This window comes from Janibacter sp. DB-40, from assembly GCF_029510815.1.
Classification (GTDB): domain Bacteria; phylum Actinomycetota; class Actinomycetes; order Actinomycetales; family Dermatophilaceae; genus Janibacter.
This window is the reverse complement of sequence record NZ_CP120360.1, coordinates 2,863,309-2,883,393: the sequence shown is the minus strand read 5'-3', so window position 1 is coordinate 2,883,393 and position 20,085 is coordinate 2,863,309. Positions and strand designations below refer to the sequence as shown.

The window sequence follows — 20,085 nt, the reverse complement described above, 5'->3', positions numbered from 1 at the left end:
GTCGTGCCCGCAATGACAGGCCCTGGGTCAGCCGATGATGCGGAAGAGCGGGCTGTCCGGCGCGATCGTCTCGATGCCCAGCGGGGAGGTGTCCATCCGCGCGAGCAGCGGCAGCAGGTCCTCCGGGTCGCCGAGCTCGAGGCCGACGACCGCCGTGCCGGTGTCGCGGTTGTTGCGCTTGATGTAGTCGAAGAAGGTGATGTCGTCCTCCGGCCCGAGGACGTCGTCGAGGAAGCGCCGCAGCGCCCCCGGCTCCTGCGGGAAGTCGACGAGGAAGTAGTGCTTGCGCCCCTCGTGGACCAGCGCCCGCTCGACGATCTCGGCGTAGCGGGAGACGTCGTTGTTGCCCCCGGAGACGACGGCGACGACGGTCGACCCCGGGGCGAGGTCGAGGTCGGCCAGGACGGTCGTGGCCATGGCTCCCGCGGGCTCGGCGATGATCCCGTCGGTCTGGTACATGTCCAGCATCTCGACGCAGATCGCGCCCTCGGACACGGTGGTCAGCTCCGCCCCGGTGGCGGCGACGGCCGCGTGGGTGAGGTCCCCGACCCGGCGGACCGCGGCCCCGTCGACGAAGGGGGAGACCTCCTCGAGCGTGACCGGCGCCCCGGCGGCCAGGGCCGCGGCCATCGAGGCCGCGCCCTCGGGCTCCACGCCGACGAGGCGGGTGTCGGAGGCGTGGGCGGCCAACCACGTCGACATACCGCCCAGGAGGCCACCGCCGCCGACGGGCACGGTGACGACATCGGGTGCGCGGCCGAGCTGCTCGAGGATCTCCACGGCGACGGCTCCCTGGCCGGCCATGGTCTCCACCGCGTTGAAGGCGGGGACGACGACGGCGCCGGTGCGCTCCGCGTCGGCTGCTGCCGCGGCCGCGGCGTCGTCGTAGACCTCGCCGGTGACGATGACCTCGACCATGTCCCCACCGAGGGCGGCGACGCGGTCACGCTTCTGGCGAGGAGTGTTGCGCGGCAGGTAGATCCGCGAGTGGACCCCGAGCCGCTGCCCGGCGAAGGCCACGCCCTGGGCGTGGTTGCCGGCGCTCGCGGCGACGACCCCCTTCGCCCGCTGCTCCTCGGGCAGGGAGGCGATGAGCGTGAAGGCCCCACGCATCTTGTACGACCGCACCGGCTGCAGGTCCTCGCGCTTGAGCCAGACCTCGGCGCCGGTCGCGGCGGACAGGCGCTCGCTGCGCTGCAGCGGCGTCGGCGGGAGGAAATCGGCCAGCAGTGCGGCCGCCTCGTCGACGTCGGCCGCGGTCAGTGGGGATGCAGCAGTCACGACCCCACGGTAGCCCTCGCGCTGTCGATCCCCGCGAACTGAACCGGTTGCTGGACGCACGCCCTCTCTGACCCGGTTCACCTCGACCACGAGGCGATATCGAGCTTGCGACGCACCTCGACGCCGAAGCGAGGTGCCCCGCATCGCGCCAGTGACTCCAGCAGGGTGAATGGCGTGAACGGTGGCCGTTGACTGTCCTCGCACTGCGACGCGAGTGCAGCGGTGACGTGGCGCGGATAGAGGTCGAGCTGGTCGAGGAGGAAGTCGTCAGGCGCCACCACTTCGAGGGCGTGAGGGGCCAGCGCATCGGCAGGGAAGTCCTTGAGGTTGAAAGTCACGATGACTTGGCAGCCGCTGTGAGTTGCTGCAGCCAGTACGTGCCTGTCCTTCGGATCGCACGTCATGCTGTCGATGAGCGATTCGTAGCTCGTCACCGAGGCCTCGGGAAATGCCTGCGACATGGCAGCGACCCGCCTCTGTGCTCCGTCAGTACCTGCAGTCGCGACCTTCGAGAGGTTGCGCTCCAACTCTGTCAGGACATCATGCGACCAGTGCGGCCGGAAGGCGCCGGTCTCCGCAATGCGCAGCAGCAAGTCGCACAGGGTCGGTGGATAGAGGACGCAGGTGTCGAGAAAGACGGGGAACGTCATGAATCAGCGCATCGCAGGCGGTATGCCGTCGGCGGCTTCGTAGAGATCGGACTCCTGGCCGGCACGCACCATCTCGCCGAGAGCGTCTCGACGCTCTGTGCGGACGCGTTCCTGGTAGTCGAGCAGGTCGCGTAGTCGGACGTACCGGTGGCGGCCTGGTTTCTCCATGGGGACTTCGCCGCGCTCGAGTATGCGGACGAAGGTGGGGCGGGAAATGCCCAGGAAGTCTGCTGCCTCCTGAGTGGTCAGCATCGAGTTCAACGGAGCGACATTGACGCCCATGCCTGCACTCAATGCCTCGGCGACCTGTCGCAGGACGTCGACCATCGACTCAGGGATCTCGTGGCGAGTGCCGTCGGCGGCAACCACGGCGGGTCGCTGCGCCGGCGCTTGACCGCCGGCGCGCTCCAGTGCCCCGATGAAGTCCAGGATCTCTGCCTCGTTCGCGCCGTCGGGAAGGTAGGTGTGTGAATGTGCGGATGCTGCTGTGCGGGCCATGGCACCATCCTAGTCAGAAACGAACAAAACGAAAGGCGCTGCCCCGGGCCCGACGTCGATGTGCACGCCTGGCCCACGAAATATCGTCAGCCGAGCGCACACAACGCCGTCACCCTTGCGCCGACGGCCCCCGCAGGGCGGCGTCGACGACCCCCTTCGCGTCCGCCTGGACCTGGGTGAGGTGCTCGGACCCGCGGAAGGACTCGGCGTAGATCTTGTACTTGTCCTCGGTGCCGGAGGGGCGGGCGGCGAACCACGCGGACTCGGTGACGACCTTCAGCCCGCCGATGGGGGCGCCGTTGCCTGGGGCCTGCGTCAGCTTCGCCGTGATCGGCTCGCCGGCGATCGAGTCGGCGGTGACGGCGTCGGGGGTGAGTGCCTTCAGCGCGGCCTTCTGCGCGCGGTCGGCCGGGGCGTCCTCACGGGCGTAGGCGGGCTCGCCGTGGCGCGCGACGAGGTCCGCGTAGTGCTGGCTCGGGCTGCGACCCGTGGTCGCGGTGATCTCGGAGGCGAGCAGCGCCAGGATGATCCCGTCCTTGTCGGTCGTCCACACCGACCCGTCGAAGCGCAGGAACGACGCCCCCGCCGACTCCTCCCCACCGAAGCCGACCGATCCGTCGAGCAGGCCCGGCACGAACCACTTGAAGCCGACCGGCACCTCCCACAGCTCCTTGCCCAGGTCGGCGGCGACGCGGTCGATCATCGAGCTGGACACGAGCGTCTTGCCGATCCGCTCGCTCGACCACCCCGGGCGCGCGCCGCCGTAGAGGTACTGCAGCGCGACGGCGAGGTAGTGGTTGGGGTTCATCAGCCCGCCGTCGGGGGTGACGATGCCGTGCCGGTCGGCGTCGGCGTCGTTGCCGGTGGCGATGTCGAAGCGGTCCTTGCTGGCGATCAGGCTGGCCATCGCGGAGGGGGAGGAGCAGTCCATGCGGATCTGCCCGTCCTTGTCCAGCGTCATGAAGCGCCACGTCGGGTCGACAAGCGGGTTGACGACGGTCAGGTCCAGCCCGTGGCGCTCGCCGATCGCACCCCAGTAGTCGACGGCGGCGCCGCCCATCGGGTCGGCGCCGATGCGCACCCCCGCCTCCTTGATCCGGGCGAGGTCGACGACGTTCGGCAGGTCGTCGACGTAGGCGGTCAGGTAGTCGTGCTCGGTGGCCTCGGCCCGGGCCCGGGCGAAGGGGGTGCGCCGCACCTGCCGCAGCCCATCCCTGAGGTGGGCGTTCGCCGCGTCGGCGATCGCGGTGGTCGCGTCGGAGTCGGCCGGGCCGCCGTGCGGGGGGTTGTACTTGAAGCCGCCGTCGCTCGGGGGGTTGTGCGAGGGGGTGACGACGATGCCGTCGGCCAGGCCCACCCCCTTCGCACTGAGATCCTTGCCCTGGTTGGCGGTGAGGATGGCGTGCGAGATCGCCGGGGTCGGCGTGTAGCGGTCGGCGGGGTCGACGAGCACCGTGACCTCGTTGCCGGCGAGCACCTCGAGCGCCGAGACCCACGCCGGCTCGGAGAGGGCGTGGGTGTCGCGGCCGAGGAAGAGCGGCCCGTCGATGCCCTGCGCGCGCCGGACGTCGACGATCGCCTGGGTCGTCGCGAGGATGTGTGCCTCGTTGAAGGACCCGGCCACGGACTTCCCGCGGTGCCCGCTGGTCCCGAAGGCGACCTGCTGGTCGACGTCCTCTGGGTTCGGCCGGACCGCGTAGTACGCGGTGACGACGTGGCTGACGTCGATGAGGTCCTCGGGCAGGGCGGGTGTACCGGCACGATCAGCGGCTGTGCTCATGCCACGACGGTAGCGGTGCGCACAAGGCGCCGTCCGGGGAGCCGGGATCCTCGCGCACGGGGGGCTGCGGTCAGTGGACGAGGTCGAGCCCGGCCGGTTCCACGGCCCGTCCCGGACCGAGGCTGGACGGGCACGGCAGCCCGGCGGCGACCCGGCGGGCCCGCGCGAGGTGGCGTCGGGCGAAGAGCCCGGTGGGGACGACGCTGAAGAGCGTGAGTCCGGACGTCTGCGCCCGCGTCGCGATGGCGTGGTCGAGCTGGTTGTCGGTGACGAGTGTCAGTCCGATCTCGCCGATGGCGTCGCGGTCGACCCCGACGAGGGCCTCCCGCACCGTGGCGGTCAGCTGGCTCCGGGCGCGGTCACGGGCCTCCTGCAGCTCGTGCGCGGTGACGATGTGGGGGAACATCCCCACCGGCGGGTGGTACCCGGCGACCACGTGCAGCTCGGCGGACCACCGGCGCGCGAGCCCGAACGCCCAGGCCAGCGCGAGCTCGTCCGCGCGGCGCCCGATGACCCCGAGAACGATGCGTTCCGGCCACGCCACGACGACCACCCCAAAGACGAATGGCTCCCTGAGCCAACCACCCAGTGCCACCAGTCTCCCAGACCGTCGAGGGGGTGAACAGGGCTCGCCCGTCGGCGCTACGGTCGTGCCATGAGCGCTGCCGGAAACCTCACCTGGACCCCCGCCGTCGACGCCCCCGACCGGCTGGCGCCTCCCGTGGCCGCGGCGATCGGGCGCGTCCCCTCCGCGCGGGTCGCCGAGATCGACCCGGAGCTGGCGGACACGGCCGCCTTCTGCGAGGCGTACGAGTCCGCGCCGGAGCACTCGGCCAACTGCGTCGTCGTGGCCGGGCGAAGGGGTGGGGAGACCAAGTACGCCGCTGTCCTCGTCCGGGCGACGGACCGGGCGGACATCAACAACGTGGTGCGCCGGCACATCGACGCCCGCAAGATCTCCTTCGCCCCGATGGGCGAGGCCGTGAGGCTGACCGGAATGGAGTACGGCGGCATCACCCCCATCGGCCTGCCGGACGCGTGGCCCGTCCTCCTCGACGAGGGCGTGGTCGCGGCCGGCGAGGTCGTCATCGGCTCCGGGGTGCGCGGCTCGAAGCTGCTCGTCGACGCGACCGAGCTGGCCGCCCTCCCTTCCGCCGAGGTGCTGGCGCTCGCGCTGTCCTGACGTCGTCGGCGCGATCGGGCCGCCCGTAGACTCGTGGACGTGCCGACTCCAGTGACCACCCACAGCGTGATGGCGAATGCCGCACGCATGCGGGCACTGATGCGCACGATGCGCCATCCGGGCACGAACGGCTGGACCAGCGAGTGGGGCACCAACGCCCACGGCGAGATCGCCGGGTGCCCGCCACCGGCGTGAGCCCCGCGTCCATGGCGACGCACGCGTAGCCCATTCCGGTAACCCGTGAGAGCTGAGTCCCCCATGCCCGAAAACCGACCGTCCCTACCCCTGCGCCGCGCCCCCCACGAACTGTGGCGAGGGGTGCGCGAGAGCGCCCGCAGCGACGCGTTCGGCGGTGCGCTGCTGCTCGGCGCCACCGTCCTGGCGCTCGTCCTGGCCAACTCGCCCGCCGTCGGCTGGTACGAGGCCGTACGTGACTTCTCCTTCGGTCCGTCGGCGCTGCACCTCGACCTGACCGTGGGGGAGTGGGCCGCCGACGGCCTGCTGGCGATCTTCTTCTTCGTGGTCGGCCTGGAGCTGAAGGAGGAGTTCGTCGCGGGCAAGCTGCGTGACCCGCGACAGGCGGCCATGCCCATCGCCGCGGCCGTCGGCGGCGTCGTCGTCCCGGCGCTGATCTTCGTCGGCATCGCGATGTCCGCGGGGAGCGAGGCGCTGCGCGGGTGGGCGATCCCGACCGCGACCGACATCGCCTTCGCCGTCGCCGTGCTCGCCGTCGTCGCGCGCTTCCTGCCCCCGGCGCTGCGGGTATTCCTGCTGACCCTGGCGATCGTCGACGACCTCATCGCCATCACGATCATCGCCGTCGTCTACTCCGAGGGCCTGCACCTGCAGTGGCTCCTGCTCGCCGTGGTGCCGCTGGCGCTCTTCGCCCTCCTCGCGCAGCGGGGCTACTACTCCTGGTACCTGCTGCTGCCCCTGGGCGTGATCACCTGGGCCCTCGTGCACGCCGCGGGCGTCCACGCCACCGTGGCCGGCGTCCTGCTCGGCTTCACCGTGCCCGTGCTGGCCACGAAGCGCGCCTGGGTGCAGGTGGGCACGAGCGATGACGGTGAGCCGATCTACGACGGCCTCACCGCCCACCTGGCCGACCAGTGGGGTTTCGTCTCCACGATGGTCGCGGTGCCGGTCTTCGCCTTCTTCGCCGCCGGGGTGGCCGTCGGTGGTGTCGAGGGGCTGCGCAGCGCGCTGTCCGACCCGATCACGCTGGGGATCATGGCCGGTCTCGTCATCGGCAAGCCGATCGGCATCGTCGGCACGAGCTTCGCGCTCAGCCGCCTGCCGTCCTTTCGTCTGGACGACTCACTGCGCTGGAGCGACCTGGTCGGGGCGAGCTTCCTGGCCGGCATCGGCTTCACCGTCTCGCTGCTCGTGGGTGAGCTGGCCTACGGCAGCAGCGGCGTCGCGGAAGAGCACGTGAAGATCGGCGTGCTCCTGGGATCCTTCACCGCGGCCATCGTCGGAGGCATCATCCTGTCGGTGCGCAGCCGGCAGATCCGGGCTGCGGAGGGCAACCAAGACGCCGGGCGCCGGGGGGTCTGAGGGGGCGAGTCCCGGGCCACCCACCGCAAGAGCCTAAGCAGTTGCGAAAAGGGAGAGGGACGGGAAGTCGGGCGGCCCCGGGGTCAGTGCTCGGCGGCCGGTGACGAGAGCTGCGTCAGCTGCTGGGTGAAGGCCTCGGCGCGGGCCGTGGCCTCCTGCAGCTCCGCGACCCTGGTGAGGGCGTCTTCGTGGATCGCATCGAGCTGCGTCCGGGCGGCCGAGGCGTCCGCCGCGCTCGCGTCGGCGTCGGCGAGGACGTCGAGGGCGTCCACCAGCTGACGCATCTCCTCGACCGAGAAGCCCATCGGCTTCATCGGCTTGACCAGCAGCAGCCGCTCGATGTCAGCCTCGCCATAGAGCCGGAAGCCGCCCTCGGTCCGCGCGGACGGGGTCAGCAGGCCCATCTCCTCGTAGTAGCGGATGGTGCGGTGCGACAGGCCGGTGCGGGTGGCGACCTCGCCGATGTGCACATGGGCCCGGCTCATGGGCCTCCTCCTCCCGTCGTCACCGCACATGGCGGGAAGGCTACCTCCCGGTGGAGCCGCATCCGGGTACTCTCACGTTGCGGTAGAGTTGGCCCGCCGCCGCGGCCGCAGACCCCCCGGACCTCCCCTGCTCGGGCGGTGCGCCACGGCGCACCCGGTCGACACGGTCGTCGACCCCCTTCGCCACGACAGCTGACCCAAGGACCTCCCTGTGCCCGACTCCTCCACCCGTACTGTGCCCGCGGGTCCCGACTTCTCGGCGGTGCCCGAGGCCGGCGCCCGCGAGACGTCCACCCGGGCGGCGCTGCGCGACCCCCGCCGGCTGAGGACGGAGATCCTCGCCGGACTCGTCGTCGCGCTGGCCCTGATCCCCGAGGCGATCTCGTTCTCGATCATCGCCGGGGTCGACCCGCGGGTGGGTCTGTTCTCGAGCTTCATCATGGCCGTGACGATCGCCTTCGTCGGCGGCAGGCCCGCGATGATCTCGGCGGCCACCGGTGCCGTCGCGCTGGTCATCGCCCCCGTCGCCCGCGACTACGGCATGGACTACTTCCTGGCCACGGTCGTCCTCGCCGGCGTCCTGCAGATCGTGCTGTCGCTGCTGGGCGTGGCCAAGCTGATGCGCTTCATCCCGCGGATGGTCATGGTCGGCTTCGTCAACGCCCTGGCCATCCTCATCTTCATGGCGCAGCTGCCCTACCTGCTGGGCGTGCCGTGGCTGGTCTACCCCATGGTCGCGGTCGGGATCCTCATCATGGTCGGCCTGCCCCGGGTGACGACCGTGCTGCCCGCACCGCTGGTCGCGATCGTGGCCATCACCGCCGTGGTGTGGGCCGGTGGATGGAGTCTGCCGGACGTCTCCGACCAGGGCGAGCTGCCGCAGTCGCTGCCCCAGCTGCTCCTGCCGAACGTGCCACTGACCCTCGAGACGCTGCAGATCATCGGGCCCTTCGCCCTGGCCATGGCCCTCGTCGGCATCCTCGAGTCGCTGATGACCGCCAAGCTCGTCGACGACATCACCGACACCCACTCGGACAAGACCCGCGAGACCTGGGGCCAGGGCGTGGCCAACATGGCCTCCGGCTTCTTCGGCGGCATGGGTGGCTGCGCGATGATCGGCCAGACGATGATCAACGTGAAGGTCTCCGGCGCGCGCACCCGGATCTCCACCTTCCTCGCCGGCGCCTTCCTGCTGGCCCTCGTCGTCGGTGCCGGCCCGCTGGTGGGCATGATCCCGATGGCCGCGCTCGTGGCGGTGATGATCATGGTCTCGGTCGCGACCTTCGACTGGCACAGCGTCCACCCGGCCACGCTGCGCCGGATGCCGCGCGGCGAGACCGTCGTCATGGCCCTGACCGTCATCGTCACCGTGACGACCCACAACCTCGCCTACGGCGTGATCGTCGGCGTCGTGGCCGCGATGATCGCCTTCGCCCGCCGCGTGGCGCACTTCGCCTACGTCGAGCGGATCACCGAGACCGATGTCGACGGTGACGGGGAGCCGGACGTGCGGGTGTACAAGGTCACCGGTGAGCTGTTCTTCGCCACGAGCAACGACCTCGTCTACCAGTTCGACTACAGCGCCGACCCCGAGCGCGTGGTCATCGACCTGTCCGACAGCCACATCTGGGACGCGTCGACCGTGGCCGCCCTCGACGCGGTGCAGGCGAAGTACGGGCGCTTCGGCAAGACGGTCGAGATCGTCGGGCTCAACCAGGCCTCGGCCGACCGGCACGAGCTGCTCTCCGGTCGCCTCGGCGACGGGCACTGACGAAGGGGGCCGACCCCCTTCGTCAGAGGGAGGCCAGCAGCTCGCGGACCCGCCCCTTGATCTCGTCGCGGATCGGGCGCACGGCGTCGACCCCCTGGCCGGCCGGGTCGGCCAGCTCCCAGTCCTCGTAGCGCTTGCCGGGGAAGATCGGGCAGGCGTCGCCGCAGCCCATCGTGATGACGACGTCCGAGGCCTGCACCGCGTCGGTAGTCAGGACCTTCGGCGACTCGGCGGACAGGTCGATGCCCTCCTCGAGCATCGCCTCGTGGACGGCGGGGTTGATCGAGTCCGCCGGGGCGGAGCCGGCCGAGCGCACCTCGACGGCTCCCTCGGAGAGGACGCGCGTGTAGGCCGCGGCCATCTGGGAGCGGCCGGCGTTGTGCACGCAGACGTAGAGGACGGACGAGCGATCGGTCATCGGGGACTCCGGGTGGTGTGGGGTCGTGGTCATGCGAGCACCTCGCGCAGCAGCGTGGTCACCCGCGCCTGGATGTCGTCGCGGATGTCGCGGACGACCTCGAGGAGTTGGCCGTCGGGGTCGGCGACGTCCCAGTCCTCGTAGCGCTTGCCGGGGAAGACCGGGCAGGCATCCCCGCACCCCATGGTGACGATGACGTCGGCGGCCTGCACCGCGCTGTGCGTCAGCGGCTTGGGGTAGGGCGTGGTCAGGTCGATCCCGCGCTCGGCGAGGGCCTCGACGACGGTGGGGTTGACCTCGTCCACCGGCTCCGAGCCCGCGGAGCGCACGTGGACCCGCCGGGCGGACAGGTGCTCGGCCAATGCTGCGGCCATCTGGGAGCGGCCGGCGTTGTGCACGCAGAGGAAGAGGAGCTCGGGGACCTGCTTGGCCACCCGACCCTCGGCCTGGGCCACCGCCGTCAGCTGCTCGCGGGCCTGCCGGGCGACGAAGATCGGCAGGTACCGGGTGATCCTCGCCCGCGGCCCGAGCAGCGCACCGGCCTCCGCGACGACCTTGGCCACCGTCTCGGGTGGGAAGACCCCTTCGTAGGCGTAGGTCAGGTCCTCGACGATCTGGTCGTAGGGGGAGGTGCCGTCGGCGCTCACGAGGACTCCTCGGACAGGGCGCGCTGCTGGACGGGGGACGCCTCGGGTGACGAGTGCGGGAATCGCCGTCGCAGCGCGAGGCTGACGTAGACCAGGCCGACGAGGACGGGGACCTCGATGAGCGGCCCGACGACACCGGCGAGGGCCTGGCCGCTCGTCGCGCCGAAGGTGGCGATCGCGACGGCGATGGCCAGCTCGAAGTTGTTGCCGGCGGCGGTGAAGGCGAGCGTGGTCGTGCGCTCGTAGCTCATCTGCAGCAGGCGTCCGGTGAGGTACCCGACGCCCCACATGATCGCGAAGTAGGCCAGCAGCGGCACGGCGATCCGGGCGACGTCGAGCGGCTGGGAGGTGATCGCCTCACCCTGGAGGGCGAAGAGCAGCACGATCGTGAAGAGCAGCCCGTAGAGCGCCCACGGACCGACCTTCGGCAGGAAGGACTCCTCGTAGCGTTCGCGGCCCCACCGGCGCTCGCCGACCCTGCGGGAGAGGTAGCCGGCCAGCAGCGGGATGCCGAGGAAGATCAGGACCGACTTCGCGATCTGCCACGGGGAGACGTCGAGGCCCGTCTGGGACAGGCCGAGCCAGCCGGGCAGCACGGCGAGGTAGAACCAGCCGAGCGCGGCGAAGGCGATGACCTGGAAGACCGAGTTGATCGCCACGAGCACGGCGGCGGCGTCCCGGTCGCCGCAGGCCAGGTCGTTCCAGATGATGACCATGGCGATGCAGCGGGCGAGCCCGACGATGATCAGGCCGGTGCGGTACTCGGGTAGGTCGGGCAGGAAGGTCCAGGCCAGGGCGAACATCAGGGCAGGGCCGACGAGCCAGTTGAGCACGAGCGATGACCCGAGCAGCCGGCGGTCGCTGGTGACGGTGTCGAGCCTGTCGTAGCGCACCTTCGCCAGGACCGGGTACATCATCACGAGCAGCCCGAGCGCGATCGGCAGCGAGATCCCGTCGATCTCGACCGCGCTGAGCGCCTCGCCGAGGCCGGGCACGACGCGGCCGAGCAGCAGCCCGGCGACCATGGCCAGGCCGATCCACACGGCGAGGTAGCGGTCGAGGGTCGACAGACGCGCCGCTTCGGGCGCCTCGTGGGTGGTGACGGACACTCAGTTCTCCTTGCGGGCACGGACGAAGGCGCTGGCGAAGGCCCCGTCCAGCGCATCGATGATGGTATCGAGGGTCCAGCCCTCGGGGAGGTGCTCGCCCACCATGTCGGACATGCGCTGCAGCTCCTCCCGGTCGAAGGTGCGGGTGACCTCGACGGAGGCGTCGGTGAAGCCGGCGTCGCCGAGCTTGGCCACGTAGTCGGAGTCGAGCAGCGCGCCGGACACGCACCCGGTCCACAGGCCGACGATGCCGCGCAGCGCGTCGGGGATCTCGCGCAGGAGCACGATGTCGGAGACCGCGAAGCGACCGCCCGGCCGCAGGACGCGGTGCGCCTCGACGAGCACGGCGTCCTTGTCGGGGGAGAGGTTGATGACGCAGTTGGAGATGATCACGTCGACCGATCCGTCGGTCATCGGCACGTCCTCGATGGTGCCCTTGTGGAACCGCGCGTTCTCGATCCCGGCCTCGGCCTGGTTGCGTCGGGCGAGCTCGAGCATCTCGTCGGTCATGTCGAGGCCGTGGGCGGTGCCGGTCGGCCCGACCCGTCGGGCGGAGAGCAGCACGTCCAGGCCGCCGCCGGAACCGAGGTCGAGGACGTCCTCACCGGGGGCCAGCTCGGCCAGGGCGGTCGGGTTGCCGCACCCGAGCGAGGCGGCCAGGGCGGCGTCCGAAGGGGTGTCCGTCCCCTCGTAGAGGCCGACGGTGATCGGGTCGGTGGCCTGCGGGCCGCAGCACGACTCGGCGGTCGGGCCGCAGCACGACGCACCGTCCGTGGGGGAGTCGAGGGCCTGACGCGCCGCTGCGGCGTACCGGTCGCGGACGATCTCGTGGGTGTCCTGCTGTGTCATGACCGCTCCTGCTTTGACGTTCATCGAATCAAGCTGACGGCACCAGCGTGACCCCTGATTTGAAGTATGTCAAGATAGCGACATGAGCGCTATCGAGTCCGAGCCCCGCGAGCGGGCCGTCACCTGCTGCGGGTTGGCCACCTCGCCGATCTCGGAGGACGATGCCGCCCGGCTCGCACCGGTCTTCAAGGCGCTCGGCGACCCGGTCCGGCTGCGGATGGCGTCGATGATCGCGGCGCAGCCGGAGCTGTGCGTCTGCGACATCACCCCGGCCTTCGACCTGTCGTCGGGCACGGTCTCGCACCACCTGCGGCTGCTGCGCGAGGCCGGGATCGTCGGCAGCGAGCGCCGCGGCACCTACGTCTACTACTGGATCAACCCCGAGGCCCTGTCCGCGCTCTCTGCGCTGCTGGCGGTGACCGAGCCGGCCTGACGGGTGCCGCGTCGGGGGTTCACGGGGGCGCAGGTCGCCTGCGACCGTGAGCCCCTGTGTGTTCCTATTGACCCATGACCGACCTCGCGATCGTCGCCGCCGACCCGACCCCCCTTCGTGCGCGTGTCGGCACGAAGTTCGCCTACGGCACCCGGGGCGTGCGTGAGGCGCTGCTGTCCTTCGCCGTCTCGAGCGCCCACGAGGTGCTCGAGGAGGAGATCCTCATCCACGCGGCCGGCCGCCAGGTCGAGCCGATCGAGCTGGCCGGCAGCCACGGCACTCGCCTGCACCTGGTCGAGGAGGTCGGCGACGGGTGGCTCGAGGTCACCTACAACGCCCTCGTGGACATCACCCGTCCCACCGGTGAGCAGGTCGGCCGCGAGATCCTGCACGACCGCTGGGTCTTCACCCGGCCGAGCCGCTATGCCGAGTCCGACCGGCTCGCGCCGATGGCCGCCCAGCTCTTCCCGACGCAGACCGGCTTCGAGCGGGTGCAGGCGGTCACCGAGTGGGTCCACTCGCACATGGCCTACATCTCCGGGTCGAGCCGCGGCACCGACGGCGCCATCGACTCGATCCTGCAGGCGAAGGGGGTCTGCCGGGACTTCGCCCACGTCGTCGTCGCGCTGCTGCGGGCCCTCGGTGCCCCGGCCCGGCTGGTCTCGGTGTATGCGCCGGGGTTGCAGCCGATGGACTTCCACGCCGTGGCCGAGGTGTGGGTCGAAGGTGCCTGGCACATCGTCGACGGCAGCCGTCTGGCCCCCGCGAGTCCATGGTGCGCATCGCCACCGGCCGCGATGCGGCCGACACCGCCTTCCTCACCACCCGCGGCGGCCGCACGACCTTCAACCGCCAGGTGGTCACGGCCAGCCTGGAGCAGGGCAATCTGCCGCAGGAGGACCTGGGCGCCCTCGTCCGCCTCCCCTGATCCGGAGGGCGAAGGGGGTGGCCCCCACGGCTCCGGGCGGCTACCGTGCGGTAATCGGTGCCGGCGAAGAAGCTGGCCCACCCCCTGGAGGTCCGCATGCGCACTCGCCGCACTCTGTCCGTCGCCACGAGCGTCGCCGCCGCCGCTGTCGTCGCCGTGGTGGGGGTGAGCGCACCCGCAGCGATGGCCGCGCCTCCTGTGCCGGAGGTCGTCCAGCTGGGCGACTCCTACTCCGCCGGCAACGGCGCGGGCACCTACACCGGGCAGAGGTGCTGGCGCTCACCGGACAACTACGGCGCGCGCGTCGCGGAGCAGATGGGTGCGACCTACGACAACGTCGCCTGCAGCGGCGCCGTCGTCGCCGACATCCTCGAGCCGCGCTCGCTGGGCAGCTCCACCACGCGCACCGCGACCTACGAGCTGCCGGGCAGGGTCGCCAACGTCGAGCGCCACTGGCTGCGTCAGGCGCAGAGGCAGCAACTGTGCGGCACGCCCGCACAGGACGACTGGTACTTCGACTACACGATCACCGACAGCACCCTGATCAAGGGCACGGGCACCAACCGCGGCCTGACCGCCACGGCGGAGTGCCAGCTGACCGCGGCACCGCAGATCGATGCGGTCACGAAGGACACCGACGCGGTCTTCCTCACCATCGGCGGCAACGACGTCGGCTTCTCCACGATCGTCCTGTGGTGCATGGCGGCGCGCAATGCCGCTGCCTGCCAGCAGTCCCTGGACGCCGCGAACGCCCGGATCCCCCAGCTGCAGACCGACATCGAGGAAGCGCTCGCCGCCGTCCACGAGCGCTCCAACGGCCGGGCGGACATCCACCTGCTCGGCTACCCCTTCCTGCTGAACACCGACAGCTACGGCATCCCGGAGGCGGCCCCGACCTACGACGCGGGCGCTGCGCTCGCCACTTTCCAGGATCGGGGCGACGGGGCGATGGCCGAGGCCATGGCGACGCTGGACTCCCGCCTCGACGGCCCGGGCGACCTCACCTTCGTCGACGTCAAGCCCGCGTGGGGCGGGCACACGCACGGGCTCGACCCGCGCAGCACGCCCGACAACAGCGACGCCTGGCTGGTGCCGGTCGGCGCACCGGGCGCCCAGATCCCGGAGTGGGTCCACCCGACGGTCGAGGGCTACCAGGCCTCGGCCGACGCGCTGCTCGCGGCGATCGACTGACCCACCCACGGCGGACGAAGGGGGGCGACCGCCCCCTTCGTCGCGCGGCACCTCAGCAGTCGTATAAGGTTTGTCCATGGTTGCAGCGGCGGGGACACGATGGAGGGCGCGACTTCTCGCGGGGGTGCTCCTCCTCGTGTGGTTGGCCGTCGCCGGTGTGGGGGGCCCGCTCGTCGGTCAGCTGACCAGCGTGCAGAACAACGACCAGGCCTCCTTCCTGCCCGACGACGCCGAGTCCACGCAGGTGGCTGCGCGGCTCGGCGAGTTCGGCGCCGACACCACGCTGCCGCTCCTGCTGGTCGTCGAGGACGAGAGCGGCGTGGACCGCGCCACCATCGGTGAGCTGCAGGGCTGGGCGACGCAGCTGCCGCAGCAGAGCATCGAGGACGTGCCCGGCACGGTCGGGGACTACCTCGCCGAGTCGCAGGTCCCGGTCATCCCCGCCGAGGACGGCGAGGCCGTGCTCGTCCCGCTGACCCTCGACGCGGCCGAGGCGGAGCAGACCGTCGACGAGACCGCGATCTCCACCCTGATCGTCGAGGCCCTGCGCGCCGACCTCGCCCCGGACGTGGACGCCCAGGTCGCCGTCACCGGCCCGGCCGGGTTCGCCGCGGACCTGGGGGAGGCCTTCGCCGGCATCGACGGGATCCTGCTCCTCGTCGCGCTCGTGGTCGTGCTGATCATCCTCGTGGTGGTCTACCGCAGCCCGATCCTGCCCTTCGTCGTGCTGACGACCAGCATCTTCGGCCTGGCCTTCGCGGCGCTGATCATCTACCCGATGGCCGACGCCGGCTGGATCCAGCTGTCCGGTCAGAGCCAGGGCATCCTCTTCATCCTCGTCGTCGGCGCGGCGACGGACTACTCACTGCTGCTCGTCGCGCGCTACCGGGAGGAGCTGCACCGCTCCGACCCGCTGGCCGCGCTGCGCGTCGCGTGGCGACAGACCTTCGGGCCGGTCGCCGCGAGCGGGCTGACGGTCATCGCCGGCCTGCTGTGCCTGCTGCTGTCCGACCTCGGCAACATCTCCAGCCTCGGACCGATCGGAGCGCTCGGAATCGTCGGCGCGATGGTCGCGGCCCTGACACTGCTGCCGGCGGCACTGGCGCTGCTCGGCCGCGCCGCCTTCTGGCCCTCGATCCCCAAGCAGGGCGACGAGCCCAGGCACCGGCTGTGGTCGGGTGTCGCCGACCGGGTCACCCGCCGCCCGCGCCGCACGTGGATCGTCACTGCCGCAGCGCTGCTCGTCGCGGCGGGGGCCGCCACGACCTTCAACGCCTCGGGGATCACGCAGGCAGAGTTCTTCACCACGGACGTCGAGTCGGTGCAGGGGCAGGAGATCGTCGACGAGCACTTCGGCGGCGGTGACCAGCGGCCGGTCCAGGTGATCGTCCCGGAGTCCGGTGCGGCCGAGGCGAAGGGGGTGCTGGCCGACCACCCGCAGGTGGCCGACCGCGCCGAGGAGATGCCCTCGCAGGAGGGCTCGGGGGACGTGCTGCTCAGCGCGCCGCTGACCGTCGGCTCCGAGTCGGACGAGGCCGGCGAGACCGTGCGCGAGCTGCGTGACCAGCTCGACCCGGTCAGTGCTGATGCCGTCGTCGGCGGGGCAGCTGCGACGACCGTCGACACCGACGATGCCAGCCAGCGCGACTACGTGGTCGTCATCCCGGCGATCCTGCTCGTCGTCACGCTGATCCTCATCGGGCTGCTGCGCTCGGTCGCCGCCGCGCTGATGCTCGTCGCGGTCAACGTACTCAGCTTCGCCGCGACGCTCGGGGTGGCCGCGGTGCTCTTCAACCACGTCCTCGACTACCCGGGGGCCGACCCGTCGACGCCGGTGCTGGCTTTCGTCTTCCTCGTCGCACTGGCTGTGGACTACTCGATCTTCCTCATGACCCGTGCCCGCGAGGAGGCGCTCGCGGTCGGTACGCGACGCGGCATCCCACGTGCGGTCGCGGTGACCGGTGGCGTGATCACGAGTGCGGGCGTCGTTCTCGCAGCGACGTTCTCGGCGCTGTGGGTGATCCCGCTGCTCTTCCTCGCGCAGATCGCCTTCGTCGTCGCCTTCGGTGTCCTGCTCGACACGATCGTCACGCGCTCGATCCTCGTGCCGGCGATCGTCGCAGACGTCGGCAACCGTATCTGGTGGCCGGGTGACGGGCGGATGACATCGGACGACGAGGCTCCGAGGACTGGTCGGGCCGGGCGGCACCGGGCCGGCGTCAGGTGAGCAGGAGCCGCAGCACGGCGGGTGCGACCAGCGCCCCGACGGCACCGAGGAGCATCGATGGGCCGTAGGCGAATTCGTGCCGCCGCCCCTTCCGCGAGACGAGCACGATCGCGACGGCGACCACACCACCGATGAGGAAGGTCGCCAGCGTCGCCCACATGACCTGGGTCCAGGACAGCCACCCGAGCAGCATCCCGAGCAGGCCGGCGAGCTTGACGTCGCCGAAGCCCATCCCGCCGCCGGGCAGGATCGCCAGGACGAGGAAGAGGACGAAGAGCGCCACGCCCGCCAGCAATGCACGGGCGAAGGGGGACCAGTCACCAATCGCGTTGCTGCACACCGCGAGCAGCACGGCGAGCACCGGGTATGCGGGCAGCTGGATCGCGTCCGGTAGTCGCTGGACGTCGAGGTCGACGAAGGCCAGCACGACCATCGTCCAGACGGCCAGGACGTAGACGATCGGGACGACGATCGGCCGGCCGGGGGCAATCGCCCACCACGCGAGCGCCGTCACTGCTGCGGTCACGGGCACGACCCACCAGGAGGCCGGTTGGGGTCGATCGAGCTCGTCCGGGAGGCGGTAGTGCGTCGTCGCCAGTCGTGACCGCAGCACCGCCCCGACGGCGGCTCCCGTTGCGAGAGAGGCGATCAGGGCAAAGGTCGCAGACACACGAGCACCCTATCCGCGCCGGCAAGGGTACCGGGTGAGAAATTTTTCGAATTCTCTGGCAAAGGTCTGGTGAAATCCTTACTTCTCCCTTAATGTCTCTTTTGGGGGATCGGACTCACGGGGAAAGCACGATGGTGAGTTTCCGATCCGGGGGGTTCGAGATGGATGCGGACCGCGATCCAGTGCTGCCTTGATGTCGGCACGAAGGTCACCCACCTGCTTCACCGCCGACAGTGGTCCCCGGCGTCGGATGCAAGTGCAGTTCCGTGCAACACCACTCGAACGCCACAGGTGCCGTGGGCACGTGGCACCTCAAAGAAGGAGAAAGACCATGCTCGAGATCTTCGTTCGTCTCCAGAGCCTCCTGGCCACCCGCGAGAAGGGTGCGACCGCCGTCGAGTACGGCCTGATGGTGGCGCTCATCGCCATCGTCATCATCACGGCCGTGGGCACCGTGGGTGACAACCTCGTCACTGTCTTCGAGGACATCGCGGCCGAGCTCACCGGCGTCGCCGCCACCTGAGCCACCCTGGTGGGGCTCCGTGGCGGGGGCGCCGCAGCGTCGTCGCTCCCGCCACGGATGGCCCGCCCAAGGTCGGGCTCTTCGTCAGACGGCTCACCGGACGCAATCGTGAAAGAGAACCTTCGTGTTACCGGCTCGGTAGCCGGACAGCACCCACCAACAGTCCGACCACGCGAGAGGGGCGGATCATGAGGTCCATCCGACGCCCTGGTCGTGGCGGGCACGACCGCGGCGCAGCCGCCGTCGAGATGGCACTCGTGTTGCCACTGCTCCTGGTCATCGTGGGCGGCGTCGCCGATTTCGGGCGGTACTTCTTCTACGAGGTCACGTTGACGAATGCCGTTCGTGAAGGCGCCCGCGTCGCGGTCGTCGACGACACCGCCGACGTCGAGCTACGGGTCAGGACGGCGACCAACGATCTGCCTGGCCTCACCGTTGTACCCGGCTCGTGTTCGGGCGCCGGCACAGACGTCGAGGTGACCGCGACGTATCCGGACTTCCAGTGGTTCTTGCTCGATCCGGCGATGGGCATGTTCGGCAGTGAGATGACTCTCCTGCCCGAGGCGAAGGCGGTCATGCGATGCGAGGTCTGACACGGGTTCTCACCCGACACCGGCGGGAGCGCGGCGCCGCCGCCACCGTACTGGCCGTTCTGCTCGCCGGTGGGGTGGTCATGGGCATGCTCGCCATCAGCGTCGACGTCGGCAACATCATGTACGAGCGCCGCCAGGTGCAGAACGCCGCCGATGGAACCTCATTGGCCCTGGCCGCGGAGTGCGCCGCCGATGCAGACAGCTGCGACCCCGGCGAGGTCGAGGACCTGCTCGGGGCCAACTCCCACGACGCCCTCGGGCAGTACGGCACGACCAAGTACACCGAAGGGGCCTGTGCCAGCGGCACGGCAGAGCAAGTCGGGACCATCCTGAACGATTGCACCATCGAGGGCGACACGGCGGATCTCAGCAAGTGCCCGCCATTGCCCGCGTTCTTGGTCGATGAACCGGGTATCCCATACGTCGAGACCTATGCCGCGACCGAGAGCGCCAGTGGGGATGCGTTGTTCCTCCCCTTCTCCAAGATGCTGGCCGGCGGTGGTGCCGACGACGTCAGCGTGACCGCCTGTGCCCGCGCCGCCTGGGGGAAGCCCGTGGGATTCGAAGGATCACTACCGCTGACATTCTCTGCTTGCGAGTGGCAGAAGCAGGTCGATTCCGGTCCCGGCTACGTAACCGAGCATCCGGTGGGCCCTTCGGAGACGGATCCCGGTTATGGCGGACCGGGGCAGCCCGCGTGGCCGACCGATCCGGACAAAGAGGTCGTGGTCATGCTCCACGACCCGAATGACGAAGATGATGACTGCTCTTGGAACAGCGGGATGGACACGTCCGGAGGTTTCGGCTGGTTGGAGAGCGATGGAGACTGCGAAGCCACTCTCCATCCCGACGACTGGGTGCACATCGACACGGGGGCGGACATCCCCAGCGGCTGTGGTGAGGAATTGCCCCAGCTACGCCACAGGGTGGTCGACATTCCAGTATTTGACTGCATAGTTGGTTCCCACCCGAGCACACCTCCGACTGGCCCTCCTACTGCTGCGGATGACTGTGATCCAACGTCGGGTGAGGCAGGGGGAAACAAGTCGTGGTACCACCTGGCAGGTTGGGCAAAGTTCTACATCAGTGGCTACAAGTTGACCGGAACGGACGTCGGAACGAGTTCCATGCCCGGGGGTAAGTCCTGCACTGGCGGCGAGCGCTGCCTCATCGGTTGGTTCATGTCTGGAGTGCTCGCGGACGACCGTGACATCGGGTCGCCGGGGAGCGGCGACGACTTCGGTGCCTACGTCATCAAGCCAGCCGGCTGAACCACCATGCCAACCTTTAAC

Annotated in this window: 22 protein-coding genes; 11 read left to right on the top strand and 11 right to left on the bottom strand. The window is 70.3% G+C overall.

The genetic code is table 11. The features are described from left to right. Positions 1-27: 27 nt before the first annotated feature. The 5 genes from ilvA to PVE36_RS13815 all read right to left on the bottom strand — a co-directional run bounded on the left by ilvA (position 28) and on the right by PVE36_RS13815 (position 4,753). The gene (gene ilvA, locus PVE36_RS13835; RefSeq protein WP_277453147.1) at positions 28-1,281 is read right to left on the bottom strand and encodes a threonine ammonia-lyase IlvA; all 1,254 of its coding nucleotides are present in this window, start codon (positions 1,279-1,281) and stop codon (positions 28-30) included. 77 nt (positions 1,282-1,358) lie between these two features. Next, positions 1,359-1,931 (bottom strand): PIN domain-containing protein, encoded by a 573-nt coding sequence (locus PVE36_RS13830; protein ID WP_277453146.1) that lies wholly within the window; start codon positions 1,929-1,931, stop codon positions 1,359-1,361. A 3-nt stretch (positions 1,932-1,934) separates the two neighbouring features. Next, positions 1,935-2,429 carry a helix-turn-helix domain-containing protein gene (locus tag PVE36_RS13825; protein WP_277453145.1) on the bottom strand — a complete coding sequence of 165 codons (495 nt, stop codon included), beginning with the start codon at positions 2,427-2,429 and terminating at the stop codon, positions 1,935-1,937. Between the two features lie 109 nt (positions 2,430-2,538). Continuing rightward, positions 2,539-4,209: a phosphoglucomutase (alpha-D-glucose-1,6-bisphosphate-dependent) gene (gene pgm / locus PVE36_RS13820; protein WP_277453143.1), complete on the bottom strand. Its 1,671-nt coding sequence runs from the start codon at positions 4,207-4,209 to the stop codon at positions 2,539-2,541. Positions 4,210-4,279: 70 nt separating this feature from the next. Then, on the bottom strand, positions 4,280-4,753 hold the full coding sequence (locus PVE36_RS13815) for a universal stress protein (RefSeq protein WP_277453142.1): 474 nt from the start codon (positions 4,751-4,753) through the stop codon (positions 4,280-4,282). A 111-nt stretch (positions 4,754-4,864) separates the two neighbouring features. Here PVE36_RS13815 and PVE36_RS13810 point away from each other — a divergent pair, with 111 nt between their 5' ends. The 3 genes from PVE36_RS13810 to nhaA all read left to right on the top strand — a co-directional run bounded on the left by PVE36_RS13810 (position 4,865) and on the right by nhaA (position 6,949). Next, positions 4,865-5,392, top strand: coding sequence for a YbaK/EbsC family protein (locus tag PVE36_RS13810; RefSeq protein WP_277453141.1), 528 nt, complete (start codon positions 4,865-4,867; stop codon positions 5,390-5,392). Between the two features lie 39 nt (positions 5,393-5,431). Continuing rightward, complete coding sequence (locus tag PVE36_RS13805; protein ID WP_277453140.1) at positions 5,432-5,587, top strand: hypothetical protein; 156 nt, start codon at positions 5,432-5,434, stop codon at positions 5,585-5,587. A 123-nt stretch (positions 5,588-5,710) separates the two neighbouring features. Continuing rightward, entirely contained in the window at positions 5,711-6,949 is a 1,239-nt protein-coding gene (nhaA, locus tag PVE36_RS13800) for a Na+/H+ antiporter NhaA (protein WP_277453139.1), read from the top strand. A gap of 83 nt (positions 6,950-7,032) precedes the next feature. On the opposite strand, the gene PVE36_RS13795 is transcribed toward nhaA, so the two are convergent. Beyond that, complete coding sequence (locus PVE36_RS13795; RefSeq protein WP_277453138.1) at positions 7,033-7,434, bottom strand: MerR family transcriptional regulator; 402 nt, start codon at positions 7,432-7,434, stop codon at positions 7,033-7,035. Positions 7,435-7,738: 304 nt separating this feature from the next. Between PVE36_RS13795 and PVE36_RS13790 the strand changes: the two genes are divergently transcribed. Further along, positions 7,739-9,205 (top strand): SulP family inorganic anion transporter, encoded by a 1,467-nt coding sequence (locus tag PVE36_RS13790; protein ID WP_277455855.1) that lies wholly within the window; start codon positions 7,739-7,741, stop codon positions 9,203-9,205. Between the two features lie 22 nt (positions 9,206-9,227). Here the strand turns inward: PVE36_RS13790 and PVE36_RS13785 are convergent, their stop codons facing one another. The 4 genes from PVE36_RS13785 to arsM all read right to left on the bottom strand — a co-directional run bounded on the left by PVE36_RS13785 (position 9,228) and on the right by arsM (position 12,228). Then, on the bottom strand, positions 9,228-9,623 hold the full coding sequence (locus tag PVE36_RS13785) for an arsenate reductase ArsC (RefSeq protein ID WP_277455854.1): 396 nt from the start codon (positions 9,621-9,623) through the stop codon (positions 9,228-9,230). A gap of 29 nt (positions 9,624-9,652) precedes the next feature. After that, positions 9,653-10,270 carry an arsenate reductase ArsC gene (locus PVE36_RS13780; RefSeq protein ID WP_277453137.1) on the bottom strand — a complete coding sequence of 206 codons (618 nt, stop codon included), beginning with the start codon at positions 10,268-10,270 and terminating at the stop codon, positions 9,653-9,655. Next, complete coding sequence (gene arsB, locus PVE36_RS13775) at positions 10,267-11,295, bottom strand: ACR3 family arsenite efflux transporter (RefSeq protein WP_346780648.1); 1,029 nt, start codon at positions 11,293-11,295, stop codon at positions 10,267-10,269. Before arsB ends, PVE36_RS13780 begins: the two co-directional genes overlap by 4 nt. A gap of 84 nt (positions 11,296-11,379) precedes the next feature. Beyond that, positions 11,380-12,228, bottom strand: coding sequence for an arsenite methyltransferase (gene arsM, locus PVE36_RS13770; protein WP_277453135.1), 849 nt, complete (start codon positions 12,226-12,228; stop codon positions 11,380-11,382). A gap of 82 nt (positions 12,229-12,310) precedes the next feature. Here arsM and PVE36_RS13765 point away from each other — a divergent pair, with 82 nt between their 5' ends. The 4 genes from PVE36_RS13765 to PVE36_RS13750 all read left to right on the top strand — a co-directional run bounded on the left by PVE36_RS13765 (position 12,311) and on the right by PVE36_RS13750 (position 17,007). Further along, positions 12,311-12,661 carry a metalloregulator ArsR/SmtB family transcription factor gene (locus tag PVE36_RS13765; RefSeq protein ID WP_277453134.1) on the top strand — a complete coding sequence of 117 codons (351 nt, stop codon included), beginning with the start codon at positions 12,311-12,313 and terminating at the stop codon, positions 12,659-12,661. Between the two features lie 74 nt (positions 12,662-12,735). After that, complete coding sequence (locus tag PVE36_RS13760; protein ID WP_277453131.1) at positions 12,736-13,758, top strand: transglutaminase family protein; 1,023 nt, start codon at positions 12,736-12,738, stop codon at positions 13,756-13,758. Next, positions 13,686-14,780, top strand: coding sequence for an SGNH/GDSL hydrolase family protein (locus PVE36_RS13755; protein WP_277453129.1), 1,095 nt, complete (start codon positions 13,686-13,688; stop codon positions 14,778-14,780). The genes PVE36_RS13760 and PVE36_RS13755 overlap by 73 nt, the downstream gene beginning before the upstream one ends. 76 nt (positions 14,781-14,856) lie before the next feature. Beyond that, positions 14,857-17,007 carry an MMPL family transporter gene (locus PVE36_RS13750; protein WP_277453128.1) on the top strand — a complete coding sequence of 717 codons (2,151 nt, stop codon included), beginning with the start codon at positions 14,857-14,859 and terminating at the stop codon, positions 17,005-17,007. Here the strand turns inward: PVE36_RS13750 and PVE36_RS13745 are convergent. Then, complete coding sequence (locus PVE36_RS13745; protein ID WP_277453126.1) at positions 17,000-17,677, bottom strand: A24 family peptidase; 678 nt, start codon at positions 17,675-17,677, stop codon at positions 17,000-17,002. The two genes, PVE36_RS13750 and PVE36_RS13745, sit on opposite strands and share 8 nt — an antisense overlap. 331 nt (positions 17,678-18,008) lie before the next feature. Here PVE36_RS13745 and PVE36_RS13740 point away from each other — a divergent pair, with 331 nt between their 5' ends. The 3 genes from PVE36_RS13740 to PVE36_RS13730 all read left to right on the top strand — a co-directional run bounded on the left by PVE36_RS13740 (position 18,009) and on the right by PVE36_RS13730 (position 20,064). Then, on the top strand, positions 18,009-18,200 hold the full coding sequence (locus tag PVE36_RS13740; protein ID WP_277453124.1) for a Flp family type IVb pilin: 192 nt from the start codon (positions 18,009-18,011) through the stop codon (positions 18,198-18,200). A gap of 188 nt (positions 18,201-18,388) precedes the next feature. After that, positions 18,389-18,793, top strand: a complete 405-nt coding sequence (locus tag PVE36_RS13735; RefSeq protein WP_277453121.1) for a TadE family protein — start codon at positions 18,389-18,391, stop codon at positions 18,791-18,793. Continuing rightward, a complete protein-coding gene (locus tag PVE36_RS13730; protein ID WP_277453120.1) occupies positions 18,781-20,064 on the top strand; it encodes a Tad domain-containing protein in 1,284 nt (427 codons plus the stop codon). The genes PVE36_RS13735 and PVE36_RS13730 overlap by 13 nt, the downstream gene beginning before the upstream one ends. The last annotated feature ends 21 nt before the right edge of the window (positions 20,065-20,085 follow it).